Consider the following 18,058-nt stretch of genomic DNA (forward strand, 5'->3'; position numbering starts at 1 on the left):
GGACAAAGGCAAACTGATGGAAAATCTGGTTTTTACCGAACTGGTAAAACGAGGCCTTAAGCCAAACTTGGAATTATTCTATTACAAAACTCGCAATGATCGCGAGGTGGATTTTGTCGTAAAAAAAGGACATCTGGTTACAGAACTGATACAGGTTTGCTATGAGTCCATAAATTCAGATGTCGAGCAAAGAGAAACAAAAGCTCTATCTGAAGCAAGTGGCGAATTGAACGTTAAAAAGTTAACCGTACTCACATGGGACGAAAAACACACGGTGGAAAAAGACAACATGACTATACAGTTTAGACCGCTTTGGGAATGGTTGCTTGAGAAAACCGAAGTTTAAAATATATGACACAAGAAATTGCCAACAAAACCAAAGAAGAAACCTACTACAAATGCACTCATTGCGGAGATGAGATTTATTGGAATACGCACAAGAAAATGACTATGTGCAAATGCGGGGCACTCGGAGTAGACGGGTGCGAATTTTATGTGCGACTTATCGGTGATGAAAAAAATCGCGAAGAAGTTAAAAGAACTGAAAAATAAATTTATGAAAAATATAAGGGATTTAACAAAACGAATAATTGCTTTCCGAGATGCGCGAGACTGGAAGCAATTTCATAATCCAAAGGATGTTGCTCTCTCGCTAGTTCTTGAGGCCGCCGAAGTCATGGAGCATTTTCAGTGGAAAAGTAAGGAGGAGATGGAGAAATATATAGTAACGAATAAGGCAGATATCGGAGAAGAATTGGCTGATGTTTTATATTGGGTGCTTTTGATGAGTGCCGATCTAAATATTGATATTTTGGATGCTTTGGAAAAAAAGATAAAAAAGAATGAAGAAAAATATCCGATTGATAAATCCAAAGGAAGACATACGAAATATACAAGACTATGAATACGTCTGACCACACTAAAACTGAACATAAAAGTGCCGGACATAGAAAGAGACTGCGTGATCGTTTTTTGCAGTCTGGTCTGAATGGATTCCATGATTATGAGATTGTGGAACTACTTTTGACCTTGGGTACTCCAATGAAAGATTGTAAGCCTATGGCCAAAGATGCTATCAGGGAATTTAAAGGGTTGCGGGGAGTATTTGACGCCTCAGTCACTGAACTTCAGCGAGTTAAAGGTATCGGTCCCTCAAATTCTTTCGGGATTAAGCTCTTTCAGGCAATTTCTATACGTTTGGCAAAGGAACGCATTTCAGAAAAATTAGACCTGAGATCACCGCAAGCAGTCGTTGATTATTTACAGAAGTGGCTAGGAAACGAAAAAAAAGAGCATTTTGTGGCGCTTTATCTAGATGCACAGGGTCGTTTAATTGATGATAGGATTATTTCAGTGGGGATACTGAATGCTGCGCTCGTTCACCCTCGTGAAGTTTTTGAACCCGCGGTTTCATTACGATCTGCAAGTGTTATCATTGCTCACAATCATCCGTCCGGGTCCATCGAGCCTTCCAGTGAAGACCGAGATATAACACGTCGGCTAGTAGAAACTGGTAGAACCTTGGGAATTGAGATTAGAGATCACTTCATTGTATCTATCACTGAAAACTTTAGTTTTCAGCAACAACTATTACTGTAGTAATTATGATTATATATTCCGCAACAAAATCTGGTTTTCAAGGTGATATTATGTCGAATAAGATTGGGCAGGTTATTCTTGATAAATATAGAGATACTACAGGTAAGAATACTGGGGTTTCGGAGCTAAACTCTTGGACAAACTCCCTTCAGTTCATGGACCGTGTTTTAAATGACAACTCGATCCCTGGAGATGCAGGTATTTCTATCGAGTATCACATTCCCCGTTCATCAAAAAGAATTGACTTCATTATTACAGGGCTTTCTTCTACGAAAGAGGAGTCGGTGATAATTATTGAGCTGAAACAGTGGCAAAAGGCGGAGATTACAGAAAAGGATGCAATTGTAACAACGTATTTTAAGCATGGGGAGAAGGAGACCCCACATCCTTCTTATCAGGCTTGGTCATATAAAAGACTTTTAGAAGACTACAATCAGACTGTGGAAGAAGAGAATATCCAGCTTTTTCCTTGCGCCTACCTGCATAATTATGAGGATGATGATGTTATCTCCAATGTTTTTTATAAAGAGTACATTGATCATGCACCACTATTTTTAAGAGATGATGCACTCAAACTCCGGGGGTTTATAAAGAATCACGTAAGATATGGTGATAAAAATAAGATCATGTATAGAATCGATCAGGGTAGGATACGCCCATCGAAGAATCTTGCTGATCAATTAAGCTCAATGTTGTCCGGCAACAATGAGTTTGTGATGATAGACGATCAAAAAATTGTTTTTGAGACTGCACTAAAACTTGCACGAGAATCATCAGAACTGAATAAAAATGTCCTTATAGTTCAAGGGGGCCCTGGAACCGGAAAAACTGTTGTTGCTATCAACCTATTAGTAGAGTTAACGAAGAGAGAACTCGTTACTCAATACATCACTCGTAATTCAGCGCCCCGTGAAGTATATGAAGCAAAACTCACGGGATCGTTTAAAAAATCGCATATTTCAAATATGTTTAGTGGCTCTGGGTCATTTCATAAATTAGATTCGAATCTTTACGATGCCTTAATTGTTGACGAGGCGCATCGATTGAATGCGAAATCCGGAATTTTCAGTCATCTCGGCGAAAATCAAGTAAAAGAAATTATAAAATCATCAAAATTTAGTATATTTTTCGTCGATGAAGACCAGAAAGTAACACTGAAGGACATTGGTGACAAAGAGGAGATACGAAAATACGCAAAGGAACTAGGTGCTGTAACTACTGAACTAGCGCTAGAATCTCAATTTAGGTGTAACGGTTCGGATGGTTATCTTGCGTGGCTTGACAATAGTCTACAGATACATGATACAGCAAATGAATTTTTTAATGACAGGGATTATGATTTTAAGATTTTTGATAATCCCAAGGAACTCCACGAAGAAATTATCGAAAAAAATAAGTCGAAAAATAAGGCTCGCATGGTTGCTGGATATTGTTGGAAATGGGTAAGTAAGAAAAATCCAGAACTCAAGGATATTCAAATTGATAACTACAAGGCAACTTGGAATCTAGATAGGGATGGACAGGCGTGGATTATTCAGCCGAGCTCAGTTACCGAAGTTGGATGCATTCATACCTGCCAAGGATTAGAGGTTGATTATATCGGTGTAATTGTCGGGCCAGATCTTATTGTTCGGGATAACAAGGTTATGACTATGCCAGAGGCAAGAGCTAGCACAGATAAGTCAATTCATGGTTGGAAGAAAATAATGAAAAATGACCCGCACGGAACCAAGATACGCTTGGACGCAATCATTAAGAATACATACAGGGCGCTCATGACGCGTGGCACAAAAGGATGTTATGTCTACTTTGTCGATAAGGAAACGGAAGCATATTTTAAGACAAGGTTGGGGGAAGAATTAAATTCCACAACCTATAACGTCAAATAGACGAGCTGGTGTATAGTTCGATAAACTCACCACAAGTAAACTCTACGGCTTGAACTCGTAAGACCCCGGTAGTACAGACAAGCTGACTACGGGGCGGGAATAAAAATTATTGAAGATTCAAGCAGAAAATAATTCTATGGTTCTCTCTTACACAAACGAGGTCGATCAGGGGTTTAAGACAAGAATGGCTTGGTGGTATTTTAAGTTGAATAATGTGAAGCTGAAAATACGGCAGGACCCTTGGCTTGATTTTATGTTGTGTTGGATGATATTCGACGCATATCTAACTGAAATCTCCCAATCTGGTTCAGATCGAGATAAACTGGATTATTTTTATCAGAACAGGTCCGATTTTAAGGATCGCATTTTGAAAAAGTGGAACTCGTTATCCGGATACGCACTTACATTCAAAGAGCTTTCCCCTATTCAAGATATGAGACCGAACTCAAACGGAATGATTTACTTGAATGATGAAAATAGTTTGGAACAAACATTTGATTTTGTATATCAAATTAGATGCAATCTTTTCCACGGAGCAAAGGACATGAAAAATGATAGAGATGCTGAATTAGTAAGTCGGGGTGCTCAATTTTTGCGATTTTGCATAGATCGTTGGATGAAAGGAGACTAAAAATTGTTGAAGATTCAAGCAAAAAATAATATGGAAGAAGTATCTTTATGGATTTTAAAAAAAGCACCAGCGTGGTTTGTATCGTGGTCTTTTAGAAAAATCTTTGGTAAGAAAAATCTCGCAGTATTTGAGAGATTGCTGGAATTACCAAAATGGAAAAAGGTCTCTTTTGGTCCTAACGAAAAATGGATTTTTGAAGACGATAATTCTTTTGTGATAGAAATATCTGATGATTCTAGAGATTTTACACAGGCATGGACTAAAAGATTTCCAGACAAAAACGCTTTCGCTACAGAGGTTAGTTTAAAGATAAGTGGCGAGTTGATACACAAGACACTACTATTTGTTGGAGTAGACGGCTGGAGAAGTTTTGTGCCTTGTCCAAAAGTATCAGAAGCATTTGAAGAGCAACATTTTTATTGGGATAAAAGCTCTGTAGAGTATAGAGTCTTTGAAAGAATTGGGTTTTTAGATACTTCGTATAAAAATATAGAAGATTTTGGTAAAAGGTGCGGGGTCTTGATTGAATAGTTATGCTTGAAGCAAAAAAACTAGGAGGTGGAGATGTGCGGTATAACATCTTACTCAAAACGGGAGGAGAACATCGTGAAATTGAAAATGGGGACGGTCACCATTTACCAAATTGACTCGTTGGTGCATGGTTCGACACCTTCGACAAGCTCGGGACGGGCAAGCTCACCACAAGACGACGGAAAGAGTTTGACCCCATTAGAAAGCGTCTCGCTTCTAACGGGGCGGGCAAAAAGTTTCAGGGCGAAGTTGAAAGGTGTTAAAATAACCCTATGCCATCAATTTTATTTTTAATCATCATTCTTCTTGCCGTAGCGCTTGTGTCGCTGGCTTTTTACGCGTACAGAGAAGCGAAAAAACACGATACAAGCGCGAAGGAAGAATTTATCGGGATTTGTAAATCGGCTATTGAGACAGCTTCAGAGAAGGAGGCGCGAAAAAAGAGCGTGCTCGCGCTTTTGCGCGAGCACGGGGAGGTCGGCAATGCCGAAATTGGCGAGGCGCTTGGGGTTGCGAGCCGAACCGTCGTTAAATATATGGATGAACTGCAAGAGGAAGGCAAGGTGGAGCAAGTTGGCGTTACCGGACGCGGAGTGATGTACAAAGAGGTGAACCAATAAACACGCACGACGTCGTGCGTGTTTATTCAGGCAGAGCAAACAACATTCTAACATTCTGCAGAATGTGGGAATATTGCGCGAGGTATGTTATTTTAGAAACATGAGGAAAACTTCAAAACAGCTGGAACGTTATTTCAAAGGAGCGGCCAATCATCGGCGCATTGATATTTTGTTTCTGGTCGGGAAAAGTGAAGGAATTACGGTTGAGAGAATCGCGGAGAGTTTGGCGGCAAATTTTAAAACCATATCCCAGCATACAAAGTCTCTTGTTCAAGCCGGACTTTTGAATAAAAAATACCGCGGTCGACAAGTAACACATTCGCTTTCACCTTACGGCAAATCCTTTCTTAGGTTCATGAAAACATTCTAACATTCTGCAGAATGTTAGAATGTTGATTTACGCCGTAAGCGAGATGAGGATAAGTGTTGCCACGAAATTGTTGTTTACCACATGCACGATAATAGAGGAGAACAATGAACCGCTTTTTTCATACATAAAGGCGCTTGTAAGTCCTAAAAGAAACGCGAATATGATAAGCGGTGGAGCGATATGCAAAGCCGCGAATATAACCGCGCTCGCTCCACCCGCAAAAGCGAACGAACGTGTTTGCCTAAAGTATTTAAATAATACGCCTCTGAAAAAAAGCTCTTCGGCGATGGGGATTAAAAACGCGACGATAAGTTTGAAATGAATAAGATTCACCCACATTGAGTCGCTTATCATGCCGGTATCAAGCAGTTGTTTGATTGAAGAGCTTGTGCCATCGGATATTCCGAGGAGCGGTCCGATTGTCTTTACAAGAGCTCCTCCTGCAAACAGAACGCCAAATCCCGCCACAATACTAAGCAGAATCCACTTTCTTCCTATAGGCCGAAAACCAGTGTCGTGAAGCGAAAGATTGTTTTTTTTCGCAAAGCTCCAAAATACACCGACCACGATGGCAAAAAAGGAGAGTTCAAATGCAAACACCGCCGTAAGCGTATCCGGCTTTGCAAGCCAAAGACCCAAAAGCACAGCGCCCGAGAGCCCCACGATGTAAAGTGTCATCATTCCCACGTCCCGCGCGGACCATATGTTTCTTTGCACCTCCATATTCCGCATTATATCATCTATTTTGGGCTATTCATCGCGTCGTCTTCTTTCAACTATATTGGGAACAAACGAGCCCGCTTCAAAAACCTCGGACTCCCCTTTCCGTCCAATTGAAGGTGGATTTTTCGAAACCACCTCACCCGCCATTGCGGGTGAGGTGGTTTTATCAAGCATGACTTTCCTCGCTCATGCTGTGTTTTTCCACTCCCGCTCCCCAGAAACCCAAAACAGCAACCACTATTCCAACAACTATAATATTATTCATGAGGGACGAGCTTGTCTCAAACACAAATGGCGAGACAATAAGCCAAAGACCAAGTAAGCCGTTTATCCAATGTCGCCACATAGTAATTATATTTGTTAACTTTAATAATTTCGACTTTAGAGCATGTCCAAAACCCTAACACTTAAATAAACGGGCTCCTTACGGAGAACGTTTTTTGAAACATGCTCTAATTAAAAATTAACAAAAAGATATGAAATCAATGTGAATTTTTCACGGCCAAGGAAATCACATGGTCAAGAAACTCAGTCAAACTTGAACCGACCGCCACCACCGATTTTGGCAAAAGCGACTCCTCGGTAAGTCCGGGCAAAGTATTGGCTTCTAAAAAATATATTCCCCTTTTCGGATGAATTATGAAATCGCTTCTGGAATAGTGCCGAAGTCCCAAGTTTTGATGAGCCGTTTTTTACCAAATTTTGCGAAAATGGCGCGCGAAACTTCTCCGCAAGGAGGACTCATGCTTTAAGTGGTAGGGTTTTCAAACATGCCCTATCCATTCTCCAATAGTCTGACTATGGTGGAATTCCACTGATTAATTTAGCACTTGCATGAAACTCGTTTGTGTGATTTAATCTTGTAACTATGCTAAAACACAGTTTGACAAAGGGTTTTTTCGCCGTTGTCGCGATTTTAATACTGGCAGGGATTACAGTAGGGTATTTTGTGTTTAAAAACTCAGCAGAAAATGGGGGCGACGAAGCGTCAAGCACTTTTGAAGAACGGAAAGTTCAAGACGAGTTGTCCGGCGCGTCCGACCAAGATATTAACGAAACTGAAGACGCGGTACTGTCAAAGCCCCAGTATGAAGTTGAAGAAACCGCTGGAAATGTAGAAGAAAGCGATAAGCAGGCCGTTTTAAAAATAGCGCGAGAATTTTTAACCGAATCAAACAGAAAAAACGGGACGAAAGCGGTCACCTATCTTTCCGAAAAGACAACTGAACTGTACAACCAGCTTTACTATGATGTTTTTTACACACCCAAAGAAAAACTGCTTGTAAAATCACCGATTACGGTCGCCATAGTCACTTCCATAAGAACAGATGCCACAAAAGAGACGCTGGGACTTACCGAAAAAAACATCCTTTCTTTTGCCATTTCAAACAGTTCATCCGATTCAGCTTTGAGTTCTTTCTCTCCTGACAAGCTTTCCGTGGATCGGGCAAGTGGAGGGGACCGGACCATCGTCGCCAAAATGAACTATGATGGCAAACCTTTCGGCACCCTGACTTTCACAAGAGAAAACGGCGCGTGGAAACTTGACTATGTGACCCTTCTATCCGCGATCAACTTTGTCTTGGAAAGTGACATCAGACTTTTTGCGGATAGAAACCAAATTGAAAGGGAAGAAGCTCTAGCGTATTTCATAGAAAGCGCGTACTTCTACAAACAGGCAAGCAGCTACCAGATTTGGACTCCGCTTTCGGCGCGTTATGATTTGCAGCCCCTTCAAAACATAAGATTTGCAAGTTATACCGACCCTCTTTTCCAGTACACGATGCGGTACCCTGAAGGTTGGGAAATAGATATGACTCAAAAAGACGCTCTGCGCTCCGTATTTTTCATAGCTCCGGCAATATCAAACAATGCTTTGCGCGGCTCTGTAGTGGTGAACGCCGCTTATGTGGGGGAGACGGCCGAGTCCTCGCTGGAAAATATCGTAAACCAGGAAGAAAATTTCAAAAAAGCGGAACCCGGCGGCGAAATTTTGTCTAAAGAAGCGGTTTCTTTCAAAGGGTACCCCGCGTACAAACTGGTTTCTTTAAAGCTACGGACTTTTGACGGCGGTAAAAGCTACATAAAACAAAAAACCCAAAGCATTATGTTTAAAGCGGGTCCGGAACTTTACAACCTTGACTACAAGCACAATCCTGACGACTTTGAACAGTTCAAGCTTTTAGGCGAAGAGATCCTAAGCACTATCGTGATAAGGAAATAGAGCATTCCCAAAACCCTAACACTTAGAATAAGGGAATAAAAATTAACAAAAAGATATGAAATCAATGTGAATTTTTCACGGCCAAAGAAATCACATGCTCAAGAAACTCACCCAAACTTGAACCGACAGCCACCACCGATTTTGGTAAAACTGACTCCTCGGTAAGTCCGGGCAAAGTATTGGCCTCCAAAAAGTAGATTCCCCTTTTCGGATGAATTATGAAATCGCTTCTGGAGTAGTGCCGAAGTCCTAAGTTTTTGTGGGCGACTCTGGCAAGTTCTTTAATTTCTCCTGCTTCTTCCGCCGTAAAATTACCCGGACATATTTCCTGACTTCGCCCGCCGTATTTGGCCTCGTAGTCAAAGAAACTGGCGTCAGCCGGAGGACGTATTTCAGCCGGTGGTAAAGCATAGTGCTTCTCGCCCCGAAAATCATCTATGATTCCGCAAGTTGCCTCCCTGCCTCCTATGTACTCCTCCAATATGACTTCCGGCGATATCGCGAATGCGTGAACCATGGCCTCTTCCAGTTCCGAAAAATTTTTAACAATATGCACACCGACTGAAGAGCCGGCGGAAAGGGGCTTTACGACCGCGGGCGACGGAAAGGCGCGAAAAAGCCGGACTAAATCAGGGACGGTCAAATCCCCTTTTCGCAGGACTTTATAAAGAGGCGTTTTCACTCCGGCTTTCATGAGAAAACTCTTGGCCAGCGCTTTGTTCATCGCCAATCTGGACGCGAATTTCGCGGAGCCGGTGTAAAGAACGCCATGAGCGTCCAAAATTTCCTGCACCGTGCCGTCTTCGCCGTATTGCCCATGCAGGGCGTTGAAAGCAATATTGAAATGAGGAAATGTCGCGTGTGGCTCCTTCCCGACTCCGCCCAAATGCCACAGCCCATTTTTATCTATTAGAATATCAACTGCTTCGTATTTTTCGGGCAGATTTCTAAGCACAGCCGAGCCGGTTTTTAGCGAAACTTCGTATTCGCTTGATGGGCCTCCCCGTAAAACGGCGACTTTTATTCTTTCCATTTTTAAATTATACACTATTCACGCTATTCGTCCTCGCCTTTTCCTGTGGAAACGAAGGACAAACCTATGGGCTTCGCTGTTTGCCAAAAGTATGGTTTTTTCATTTTCCTTTATAATTTTGCCGTCTCCTATGATACCGGCCGGTTTATGTCTCTTATCTTTTACAACAGCCACGACCGGTATGGAAATATTCATAACCGCAAGCTGATTTTCGGCCGTTTTTTTCTGGACTTCATTGCCGTCCACAACCACCAGATCCGGCCTCTTCCATTCCGGATGGACGAAACGCCTCCGCAAAATTTCGCGAAGACCGGCCGTATCATTCACGCCATGTTGGCCTTTTATTTTAAACAGACGGTACTCTTTTTTGTTTAACGCGCCATTTTCAATCACGGTAAAAGCTCCGACCGTTTCCACGCCTGACGTGTGAGCAATATCATAGGCCTCTATGCGAAAATCCTTGGCTTTTATTTTAAAATTTTCACGCTTCAGTAAAGAAATGTCTCGGATATGCTTTAAGGCGGAAATCGTGTTTCTGATATTTCCGGCCTTTTCAAACTCCCTCGCCTTGGCTTTTGACTTCATTTCCTTTTCCAAAAGAGTAATCAGGCCTTTTTTCTTCCCCTTAAAAAACATCTTGATATTTCGGATGGTCTTGGCGTACTCCTTTTCAGAAATTTCGCCGGTACAGACGCCCGGACAAAGACCGATTTGTCGGTTGAAACACGGTTTTCCTTGGTTGGGTACGCATTTGTCTCTGTAAGGAAAAATTTTTTTGATTATTTTCAGGGCTTGGCGCAGTTCCAACCCATTGGGAAAGGGACCGAAAAAAGCAGGAGTTTTAGAGTGAAAAGTGGAAAGCATCTGCGAATCAAGTTCCCTTTTCCGAGCGAGAAGTACGCGAGGAAAATTTTCATCGGTTACGACAACACAGTTAAAGCTTTTATCGTCTTTTTCGCGGACATTGTACTTGGGCAGGAATTTTTTTATCAAATCCACCTCTAAAAGCAACGCCTCAAGGACGGAATCGGTTTTTTTGTGCTGAACCTCTTTTATTTCGCCTAACATTTTAGCAATGCCCACCCCTCGGGACTTTAAAATATCACCGCTCCAGTAACTTCCGACGCGGTCTTTCAGGGAAGTGGCTTTTCCTATATAAAGTATCTCTCCGCGCTTGCCCAGAAAAAAATATACTCCGGGCGAATCCGGCAGGGATTTTATCTTTCCTTTTTTTGACAGAGTCATGATGTATATGTTATCATAAGAAAAGGCTAGGACATAATGTACATATGCAAAAAATAATAACGATCGGTCTTACGGCGAGAAATGCCATGGACACGTGGTTCCGGGATTTTGCTGGCGAAGTGGTCAACTTCAACGGGGCCAGCAGTTTCTTAAGGGAGGCGCGGGAAAACCCTCTTCTTACGGAAAATGCTTTGGTTCTCTGCTCACCCGAGCACGCGCCGGAAATCATGAGAGAATTCTCGTCATCAAAACCCACCAACGTCTTGGATTTCAGTATTATCCGTTGATACCATGAAAATTCTAATCGTCGGCGAGGAGCACTCCAGCAAAATTTTAGTGGACTATCTGGAGAGAAGCTATGGTGGGTACCAATGTACCACGACGACAACCCAAGAGGAGGCCGTCAAACTGCTAACGGAGGAAAAGTTTGACGCCCTTATAACGGCATATAGGTTGGACGCCGGGAACGGGATTACACTGCTTGAAAAGTGCTCCCAATTCCCCGGACTCCTGATGTTTCTCTGGACAGTAGACGAGAGCGTTAGGTTTAGGGCGCTCACCCTGAACGCCATTTTTGTCCCAAAAAAACATTTCAAAATGATCCCTGAAATCCTGAAGGCAGGACGGGACAAACTGAAATAGTACGCGGACGACTTGCAAGCAACCTTCCACAGGAAGGTTGCTTTTCTTATTTCTTCTTTAAAACTTTCCGCAAATATTTCGCGGTATGCGTGTCACTATCCGAGACCTGTTCGGGCGTTCCTTTGGCCACCACCTTGCCTCCCCCGTCCCCGCCTTCCGGTCCAAAATCAATGACATGGTCGGCCGATTTTATAATCTCCATATTATGTTCTATGACAACCACCGTGTTTCCTTTGTCAACAAGTTTTTGCAGTATTTCAATAAGTTTTCGGACATCCTCGTAATGCAGTCCCACTGTCGGCTCGTCCAAAAGATAAATCGTTTTTTGCAAATGCGGACGGTAAAGCTCGGAAGATATTTTTACTCGCTGGGCCTCCCCTCCTGAAAGGGTCGTGGCCGACTGTCCCAATTCCAAATATCCAAGTCCCACTTCGTCCAAAGTTTTCAAACGGTCGGCAATGGCCGGAATATCGCCAAAAAAATCAAGGGCCTCTTCAACAGTCATCTTTAACACCTCGTAAACGTTTTTTTTCTTATACTTGACTTCCAGTGTTTCTTTCATAAACCGCTTGCCGGCGCATATATCGCACGGCACATAAACGGTGGGCAAAAAATGCATCTCAACGGCTATCTCGCCGTTGCCTTGACAAACCTCGCATCTACCTCCTTTGACATTGAAAGAGAACCGACTGGCCTTCCAACCGCGATAACGTGCTTCTTCCGTTTCGGAAAAAAGGTCGCGGATAAAAGTCCACGCGCCGGTATAAGTGGCGGGGTTGGAGCGCGGAGTTCGGCCTATGGGGCTTTGGTCTATGAGAATTGAGCGGGACAAATATTCCGAGCCGGAAAATGAAGCGCAGTTATACGTTTCAGCGCTTCTGTAACGGCGGTCAAAACGAGCCCGCAAGTTTTTGTTCAATATTTCATACAGAAAAGAGGACTTGCCGGAACCGGAAACTCCGGTTATTGCCACGAACCTCTGGAGCGGAACATTCATGTTCTGGTTTTTGATGTTGAAAACGCCCGCCCCGCGGATTCTTATCTCCCCTCTTTCGCCCTGCCTTCTTTTTTCCGGAACGGGAACGGATTTTTCTCCGCAAAGGTACATAAGGGTCTCGGAGCGACTTCTGTCTTTTTTTGATTTTAAAAGCTCATCCAAAAACCCCGATGCCACTATTTGGCCTCCGTGCACTCCCGCGCCCGGTCCGATATCAACCAAATAATCCGAAGCGAAAATGGTCTCCTCTTCATGCTCTACCACCAAAATAGTGTTGCCCGTGTCGCGCAAATGCAAAAGGGTTTTTATCAGACGTTCGTTGTCACGACTGTGAAGTCCCACGGTCGGCTCGTCCAAAACATACAAAGCGCCGACAAGACCGGACCCAAGCTGTGAAGCCAGACGGATCCTTTGGGCCTCGCCACCGGAGAGAGTATGAGCCCGCCTATCAAGAGAAATATATTCAATGCCGACATTTAGCATGAAAGAAAGACGGGATTCTATTTCTTTTAGCACCACCTTGGCAATCTCTTGTTCTTTTGCTGAAAGTTTAAGGTCGGCAAAAAAGTCCGAGGCGTCTTCTATTGACTTGCCGATAAGCTCTACGATATTTATTCCTCCTTTTCCGCCTTTATCTCCCCCGCCGATACGCACATGAAGAGCTTCGTTTCTAAGTCGCCGACCGTCGCAAAGAGGACACACCTCGTCACCGAAAAAGTGTCGCGTTCCGAGTCCGTTGCATTCAGGACAAGCCCCGTAGGGCGAATTAAAAGAAAAAAGACGCGGTTCTATTTCCGGATAGGAAAATCCGTCATAGGGACACATGAACTTGGAAGATATGAGCTTTACGTCGTCTTTTGTTTCCAATTTCAAAAGACCGTCCGACTCTTGAAGCGCTCTTTCAACCGCCTCATGCAAACGCTCTCTGATTGCCTCGTTTTTTTTATAGTCCTTTATTTCGCTTATGGAAAATTCGTCCACCAAAACATCTATGTCGTGTTTTTTATTCTTAGAAAGAATTATCTGCTCGCGCAGTTTATGGTCTTTGCCGTCCACCTTGACCGTGTTGTAGCCCTTGCCTAAAAGGTCGTACAGAAGCTGATAGTATTCGCCCTTGCGTCCCACCACGAGAGGAGCGAAAATTTTAATCCTTACCGAGTTGTCATATTCTACTCCATAGACAACTCTTTTGCCGTCCGCCTCTTTTACCGAGCGTACAGTTTCCGTAATCGTATGAACTATTTCCTCGTTTGAAAGTTTTTTTATTTCCCGTCCGCATTTCAAACAGTACGGTTTGCCTACCCGAGCGAAAAGCACTCTCAAGTAGTCGTAAATCTCCGTGATTGTAGCGACAGTGGAGCGTGGGTTGTTTGAGCGCGACTTCTGGTCAATGGAAATAGCGGGTGATAATCCGACTATTTCATCAACGTCCGGTTTTTGCATCTGGCGCAAAAACTGCCGAGCATAGGAAGAAAGCGACTCCACATAGCGCCTCTGCCCTTCGGCAAAAATAGTATCAAAGGCCAAAGAGGACTTTCCTGATCCGGAAAGTCCCGTGAAAACAATCATCTTGTTCCTCGGCATTTCAACGGTAATGTTTTTGAGATTGTGCGTTCGGGCGCCACGAACTATTATTTTTTCACTGTTTTCTTTCATAGTAAATACGCTTACAAATAGCGCATGCGAATAGAGGGATGTAGATACGCTTACAAATGGCACATGCGAATAAGAAAAAGCACGCGAATGGAGATACGCAAACACTCCCCACATTCACTCCATGGGGATACAGAGGAGCATAGCATAAAACATGGAAGATGAGAATACGAGTTAGGAATAATAGGACTTACGCAATTTATTGCTTTTCTTATTCCCCTTTTCTTAAATCTTATTCCTCCTTTTTTAAAGGAGGTGTCACATTCTTATGTGACGGAGGATTTAAAAATCCCTCGGCTCATCGGAATGAGCCACTCCCTTTACAAAAGGGAGAAAAAGAGTGTGAGGGTTACGAGTTAGGAATAAAACACGATTTAGGATTTAGGATTTAGGAAATAGGATTTAGGATTTGTGAATGGTGTGTGTAGTTTACAATTATTCCTACGCTCTAAAACTACGCCGTATTCAAGACCTTGCCTATTTCTTCTATTATCTCATCTAAAGTTACGGTGGCCTTTACAAGGAAACGATTGGCTCCGTATTCTTTACCCTTATCCACATCGCCTTTTTGACCGAGATTTGAGAGCAGAATAACCGGAATATTCTTGGTTGAAGGATCTTCTTTTATTTTTTTTAATATCTCCCATCCGTCAATACCTGAAAGCAATATGTCTAAAATTATGATGTCGGGTATGTTTTTTTTGAGCTCGGCTAATGCCTCTCTTCCGTCCTTAAAGTGCAAAAGAGTGCATTTTTCGGTTGAAAGTTTGCGTGAAATAATATCGCTCAAAAACTTATCGTCTTCCACCCACATTATTTTCTTTCCGAAAATAGTAGTGTGGTTCGGACTCAGAGCCGGACCGCCGGAAAGAGTGGCGGTTTTCCCATCCTGACCGAGTTGAATACGAACTTTTGTCACGACCTCTTCCGGGTCAAATTGGGTTTTTACAAGATAATCTTTGACACCCAGAGACAGCGCTCTGTTTATTTCCTCCGACTGGCCTGAATTTGAAATTATTATGACAGGAATGACTGACAGTGTCGGGTCTTTCTGTTTCGCCTCAAGTATTTCATACCCGTTCATTGTCGGCAACATGATGTCTAAAAGAACAATGTCCGGATGCGACTCTTTAAGCTTTTGAAAACCCATTGCGCCGTCCGTGACCAGTGCCGTGTTGTATCCGGCCTCCCCTAATTTTTTGACAAGAACATCGCTCCAAAAAGCGTCGTTCTCTATAATAAGAATTGTTTGAGCCATTTTACTTGAATTTATGCGTGTGCCTTTAGTATAGCAAAAGATTGAAATTAAAATGTGGATAAAAAGGCCTGCGGCATTTGACACAGGCAGAGTTATCCAATTTAATTTTTTATCTTGAGTTACGAAATACGGCAGACGCCCCCCACGAGGAAAGTCACAAAAAAGTGACGGGAGCCCTGGGCAAGCGCCCTTGGAGCGGTCACATTTCTCCGAGCTTTCCCTCGTGGGGGGCAACGGCTATGAAATCATCTTTTTCTTTTATTATTTACCGCTTTGGAGTTTTAATATTTCGTCTCTTAAAATAGCCGCTGTCTCAAAATCAAGAATTTTGACGGCCGCGTTCATTTGCTTTTCCTTCTGTTTTATAAGTTTGGACGGATTCTTTTCGTAAAGAGTCCTGTCCACAGCCAAAAGCCGGTTGACCGCCTTTGAATGCTCCGTCCCCAATCGCTCCGTGATGTCTCTGATGCTTTTGACGATGGTTTTCGGAGTGATGCCGTGCTTTTTGTTGTAGTCAATTTGTATTTTGCGTCTGCGCTCGGTCTCTCCAATGGCCCTGCTCATGGAACCGGTAACGACATCCGCGTACAAAATCACTTTGCCTTTTATATTTCTGGCGGCTCTGCCAATGGTTTGTATTAGCGCCGTTTCGGAGCGCAAAAAACCTTCTTTGTCGGCGTCCAAAATTCCTATGAGTTCCACTTCCGGCAGGTCCAGTCCCTCTCGCAAAAGGTTTACCCCGATAAGACAATCGTACTTGCCCTTGCGAAAATCCGAAAGGATTTCAATTCTCTCCATTGTATCTATGTCACTGTGCAGGTAGGCCGCTTTTATTTTTTTCTCTTTTATATATTCCGAAAGGTCTTCAGCCATTTTTTTTGTAAGGGTTGTGGCGAGAACCCTTCCTCCGCCTTTTATCGTCTTGTCCGCCTCCCTCAAAAAATCGTGTATTTGGCCGGCAAATGCTTTTTTTCCTGTCTTGCTTTCCTGAATCGGCCGTACTTCAAGCACGGGGTCTATAAGGCCGGTCGGACGGATTATCTGGTTCGCGATTTGTTGGCTTTTCTTTCTTTCGTAACCCCCGGGGGTGGCCGAAGTGTAAATGGTTTGGCCGACTCTTTCTTCAAATTCCAAAAATTTCAGAGGACGATTGTCGGCGGCGGACGGTAGCCGAAAACCGTGCTCAATAAGTGTCCGTTTTCTGGACGCGTCCCCTTCGTACATTCCGCCGATTTGAGGCACGGTAACATGCGACTCGTCTATGATAGTCAGAAAATCCGCCTTGCCGTCTTCTGTTTTCGGAAAATATGACAAAAGAGTGTCAGGCGCTTCGCCTTGCATTTTGCCCGAAAGGTGCCGCGAATAGTTTTCTATGCCGTTTACATAACCGACCTCTCTAAGCATGGCGATATCCTGCCGAGTGCGTCTTTTCAGTCGCTCGGCTTCCAAAAGTTTCTTTTCTTTTTCAAATTTTTTTAGTTGGTCTTTAAGTTCAGCTTCTATGTTTTTGACGGAGTTTTTCAATTTATCTTTGTCGGTAATAAAATGTTTCGCGGGAAAAAGAAAAAAATGCTCAAGAGTTTTTTTGTGGGTTCGGTTTATGGGGTCAATAACGTCAATGGTTCCCTCGGCGCCACCCGAAAGAGTCAGCCGATAAATGATTTTTTCGTTTATGGGCATTATTTCCAAAAAGTTTCCAATGACGCGAAAGGTGCCCGGCAAAAGGTCGGCAGTGGTTCTTTTGTAATGTATGTTGACAAGAGCGCGAATCAAATCATTTCTCGGAATAAATTTGCCTGCTTCTATTTTCATGTGCTCTTTTTCATATTCTTCCGGAGAACCCAAGCCGTAAATGCAGGAGACCGAGGCGACAATAATGACGTCTCTTCGCGTAAGAAGGGCCTGCGTCGTGGCATGACGCAAACGGTCTATCTCTTCGTTTATCATCGCCTCTTTTTCAATGTAGGTGTCGGTTACGGGCATATAGGCCTCGGGCTGATAGTAGTCGTAGTAGGAGACGAAATAATGCACGGCATTTTCCGGAAAAAATTCTTGGTATTCTTGGGCCAGTTGGGCCGCCAATGTTTTGTTATGGGCGATAACAAGAGTCGGCTTGCCGTGTTTCGCCAAGACGTTAGCCATTGTAAATGTCTTGCCCGTACCAGTCGCTCCCAAAAGCGTCTGATGCCTGTAGCCCTTTTCAAGCCCTTTCATCAACGACAAAATCGCCACCGGCTGGTCGCCGGATGGAGAAAAGGGGCTATTTAACTTGAAAGTGGTTTGTTTGTTCATAGTAGATACGCTTACAAATGGCGCATGCGAATAGAGGGGTGTAGATACGCTTACAAATGGCGCATGCGAATATAGGGGTGTAGATACGCTTATAAATATGGCATCCGAATAGGAGAAGCGTCCGAAACATAACAATAGCATAAACGAGTTAAATAAGTCGCGAGGCGTAGGGATAGTGCCATGTAGCATCGCGCTTCTTACGATGCAAGCGCCCCCCCCACGAGGGAAGCTCCCAAAAAAGTGACTAAGACCGGGCAAGCGCCCTTTGAGCGGTCACTTTTTTGGGAGCTTTCCGAGTGGGGGGGGGAAAGCAGGTGACAACTCTTAACGCAAAATGAGCCCGAAAGCTCA

The 18,058-nt window shown here is 43.4% G+C and carries 19 protein-coding genes; 11 read left to right on the forward strand and 8 right to left on the reverse strand.

Annotated elements, in window-relative coordinates:
* The 8 genes from Q8P86_03725 to Q8P86_03760 form a co-directional block, all read left to right on the forward strand.
* On the forward strand, positions 1-346 hold a 346-nt coding region (locus Q8P86_03725), incomplete at its 5' end, for a DUF4143 domain-containing protein (protein ID MDP3996773.1).
* A gap of 5 nt (positions 347-351) precedes the next feature.
* Positions 352-552, forward strand: coding sequence for a hypothetical protein (locus tag Q8P86_03730; GenBank protein MDP3996774.1), 201 nt, complete (start codon positions 352-354; stop codon positions 550-552).
* Positions 553-556: 4 nt separating this feature from the next.
* Positions 557-904, forward strand: coding sequence for a nucleotide pyrophosphohydrolase (locus tag Q8P86_03735; GenBank protein ID MDP3996775.1), 348 nt, complete (start codon positions 557-559; stop codon positions 902-904).
* A complete protein-coding gene (gene radC, locus Q8P86_03740; protein MDP3996776.1) occupies positions 901-1,599 on the forward strand; it encodes a DNA repair protein RadC in 699 nt (232 codons plus the stop codon). The genes Q8P86_03735 and radC overlap by 4 nt, the downstream gene beginning before the upstream one ends.
* 5 nt (positions 1,600-1,604) lie before the next feature.
* A complete protein-coding gene (locus Q8P86_03745) occupies positions 1,605-3,488 on the forward strand; it encodes a DUF2075 domain-containing protein (protein MDP3996777.1) in 1,884 nt (627 codons plus the stop codon).
* 136 nt (positions 3,489-3,624) lie between these two features.
* Complete coding sequence (locus Q8P86_03750) at positions 3,625-4,119, forward strand: hypothetical protein (protein ID MDP3996778.1); 495 nt, start codon at positions 3,625-3,627, stop codon at positions 4,117-4,119.
* A gap of 30 nt (positions 4,120-4,149) precedes the next feature.
* Complete coding sequence (locus Q8P86_03755) at positions 4,150-4,650, forward strand: hypothetical protein (GenBank protein ID MDP3996779.1); 501 nt, start codon at positions 4,150-4,152, stop codon at positions 4,648-4,650.
* Between the two features lie 272 nt (positions 4,651-4,922).
* Positions 4,923-5,270 carry a winged helix-turn-helix domain-containing protein gene (locus Q8P86_03760; protein MDP3996780.1) on the forward strand — a complete coding sequence of 116 codons (348 nt, stop codon included), beginning with the start codon at positions 4,923-4,925 and terminating at the stop codon, positions 5,268-5,270.
* A gap of 397 nt (positions 5,271-5,667) precedes the next feature.
* Here the strand turns inward: Q8P86_03760 and Q8P86_03765 are convergent, their stop codons facing one another.
* From Q8P86_03765 to Q8P86_03775, 3 genes are all read right to left on the reverse strand, one after another.
* Positions 5,668-6,363, reverse strand: coding sequence for a type II CAAX endopeptidase family protein (locus tag Q8P86_03765; GenBank protein MDP3996781.1), 696 nt, complete (start codon positions 6,361-6,363; stop codon positions 5,668-5,670).
* A 166-nt stretch (positions 6,364-6,529) separates the two neighbouring features.
* A complete protein-coding gene (locus Q8P86_03770) occupies positions 6,530-6,709 on the reverse strand; it encodes an SPW repeat protein (protein MDP3996782.1) in 180 nt (59 codons plus the stop codon).
* 136 nt (positions 6,710-6,845) lie between these two features.
* Complete coding sequence (locus Q8P86_03775; protein ID MDP3996783.1) at positions 6,846-7,037, reverse strand: hypothetical protein; 192 nt, start codon at positions 7,035-7,037, stop codon at positions 6,846-6,848.
* A gap of 194 nt (positions 7,038-7,231) precedes the next feature.
* On the opposite strand from Q8P86_03775, the gene Q8P86_03780 reads away from it, so the two are divergent.
* The gene (locus Q8P86_03780; GenBank protein MDP3996784.1) at positions 7,232-8,587 is read left to right on the forward strand and encodes a hypothetical protein; all 1,356 of its coding nucleotides are present in this window, start codon (positions 7,232-7,234) and stop codon (positions 8,585-8,587) included.
* A 61-nt stretch (positions 8,588-8,648) separates the two neighbouring features.
* On the opposite strand, the gene Q8P86_03785 is transcribed toward Q8P86_03780, so the two are convergent.
* Together Q8P86_03785 and Q8P86_03790 are read right to left on the reverse strand one after the other, a co-directional pair.
* The gene (locus Q8P86_03785) at positions 8,649-9,620 is read right to left on the reverse strand and encodes a D-alanine--D-alanine ligase (protein MDP3996785.1); all 972 of its coding nucleotides are present in this window, start codon (positions 9,618-9,620) and stop codon (positions 8,649-8,651) included.
* Between the two features lie 18 nt (positions 9,621-9,638).
* A complete protein-coding gene (locus Q8P86_03790; GenBank protein ID MDP3996786.1) occupies positions 9,639-10,865 on the reverse strand; it encodes a hypothetical protein in 1,227 nt (408 codons plus the stop codon).
* A gap of 44 nt (positions 10,866-10,909) precedes the next feature.
* On the opposite strand from Q8P86_03790, the gene Q8P86_03795 reads away from it, so the two are divergent.
* Complete coding sequence (locus tag Q8P86_03795; protein ID MDP3996787.1) at positions 10,910-11,152, forward strand: hypothetical protein; 243 nt, start codon at positions 10,910-10,912, stop codon at positions 11,150-11,152.
* A 4-nt stretch (positions 11,153-11,156) separates the two neighbouring features.
* A complete protein-coding gene (locus tag Q8P86_03800) occupies positions 11,157-11,507 on the forward strand; it encodes a hypothetical protein (protein MDP3996788.1) in 351 nt (116 codons plus the stop codon).
* 46 nt (positions 11,508-11,553) lie between these two features.
* Here the strand turns inward: Q8P86_03800 and uvrA are convergent, their stop codons facing one another.
* The 3 genes from uvrA to uvrB all read right to left on the reverse strand — a co-directional run bounded on the left by uvrA (position 11,554) and on the right by uvrB (position 17,707).
* Positions 11,554-14,160, reverse strand: coding sequence for an excinuclease ABC subunit UvrA (gene uvrA, locus Q8P86_03805; GenBank protein MDP3996789.1), 2,607 nt, complete (start codon positions 14,158-14,160; stop codon positions 11,554-11,556).
* A 451-nt stretch (positions 14,161-14,611) separates the two neighbouring features.
* A complete protein-coding gene (locus tag Q8P86_03810; GenBank protein MDP3996790.1) occupies positions 14,612-15,415 on the reverse strand; it encodes a response regulator in 804 nt (267 codons plus the stop codon).
* Positions 15,416-15,676: 261 nt separating this feature from the next.
* Positions 15,677-17,707 (reverse strand): excinuclease ABC subunit UvrB, encoded by a 2,031-nt coding sequence (uvrB, locus tag Q8P86_03815; GenBank protein ID MDP3996791.1) that lies wholly within the window; start codon positions 17,705-17,707, stop codon positions 15,677-15,679.
* Between the last annotated feature and the right edge of the window lie 351 nt (positions 17,708-18,058).

The organism is bacterium, from assembly GCA_030699905.1.
Classification (GTDB): Bacteria; Patescibacteriota; Minisyncoccia; order Phycocordibacterales.

Excerpts from the sequence above, each read along its gene's own strand:
- Q8P86_03730 (MDP3996774.1), top strand. The coding sequence starts at position 352 with ATGACACAAGAAATTGCCAACAAAACCAAAGAAGAAACCTACTACAAA.
- Q8P86_03735 (MDP3996775.1), top strand. The coding sequence starts at position 557 with ATGAAAAATATAAGGGATTTAACAAAACGAATAATTGCTTTCCGAGAT.
- radC (MDP3996776.1), top strand. The coding sequence starts at position 901 with ATGAATACGTCTGACCACACTAAAACTGAACATAAAAGTGCCGGACAT.
- Q8P86_03745 (MDP3996777.1), top strand. The coding sequence starts at position 1,605 with ATGATTATATATTCCGCAACAAAATCTGGTTTTCAAGGTGATATTATG.
- Q8P86_03750 (MDP3996778.1), top strand. The coding sequence starts at position 3,625 with ATGGTTCTCTCTTACACAAACGAGGTCGATCAGGGGTTTAAGACAAGA.
- Q8P86_03755 (MDP3996779.1), top strand. The coding sequence starts at position 4,150 with ATGGAAGAAGTATCTTTATGGATTTTAAAAAAAGCACCAGCGTGGTTT.
- Q8P86_03760 (MDP3996780.1), top strand. The coding sequence starts at position 4,923 with ATGCCATCAATTTTATTTTTAATCATCATTCTTCTTGCCGTAGCGCTT.
- Q8P86_03765 (MDP3996781.1), bottom strand. The coding sequence starts at position 6,363 with ATGGAGGTGCAAAGAAACATATGGTCCGCGCGGGACGTGGGAATGATG.
- Q8P86_03770 (MDP3996782.1), bottom strand. The coding sequence starts at position 6,709 with ATGTGGCGACATTGGATAAACGGCTTACTTGGTCTTTGGCTTATTGTC.
- Q8P86_03780 (MDP3996784.1), top strand. The coding sequence starts at position 7,232 with ATGCTAAAACACAGTTTGACAAAGGGTTTTTTCGCCGTTGTCGCGATT.
- Q8P86_03785 (MDP3996785.1), bottom strand. The coding sequence starts at position 9,620 with ATGGAAAGAATAAAAGTCGCCGTTTTACGGGGAGGCCCATCAAGCGAA.
- Q8P86_03790 (MDP3996786.1), bottom strand. The coding sequence starts at position 10,865 with ATGACTCTGTCAAAAAAAGGAAAGATAAAATCCCTGCCGGATTCGCCC.
- Q8P86_03795 (MDP3996787.1), top strand. The coding sequence starts at position 10,910 with ATGCAAAAAATAATAACGATCGGTCTTACGGCGAGAAATGCCATGGAC.
- Q8P86_03800 (MDP3996788.1), top strand. The coding sequence starts at position 11,157 with ATGAAAATTCTAATCGTCGGCGAGGAGCACTCCAGCAAAATTTTAGTG.
- uvrA (MDP3996789.1), bottom strand. The coding sequence starts at position 14,160 with ATGAAAGAAAACAGTGAAAAAATAATAGTTCGTGGCGCCCGAACGCAC.
- Q8P86_03810 (MDP3996790.1), bottom strand. The coding sequence starts at position 15,415 with ATGGCTCAAACAATTCTTATTATAGAGAACGACGCTTTTTGGAGCGAT.
- uvrB (MDP3996791.1), bottom strand. The coding sequence starts at position 17,707 with ATGAACAAACAAACCACTTTCAAGTTAAATAGCCCCTTTTCTCCATCC.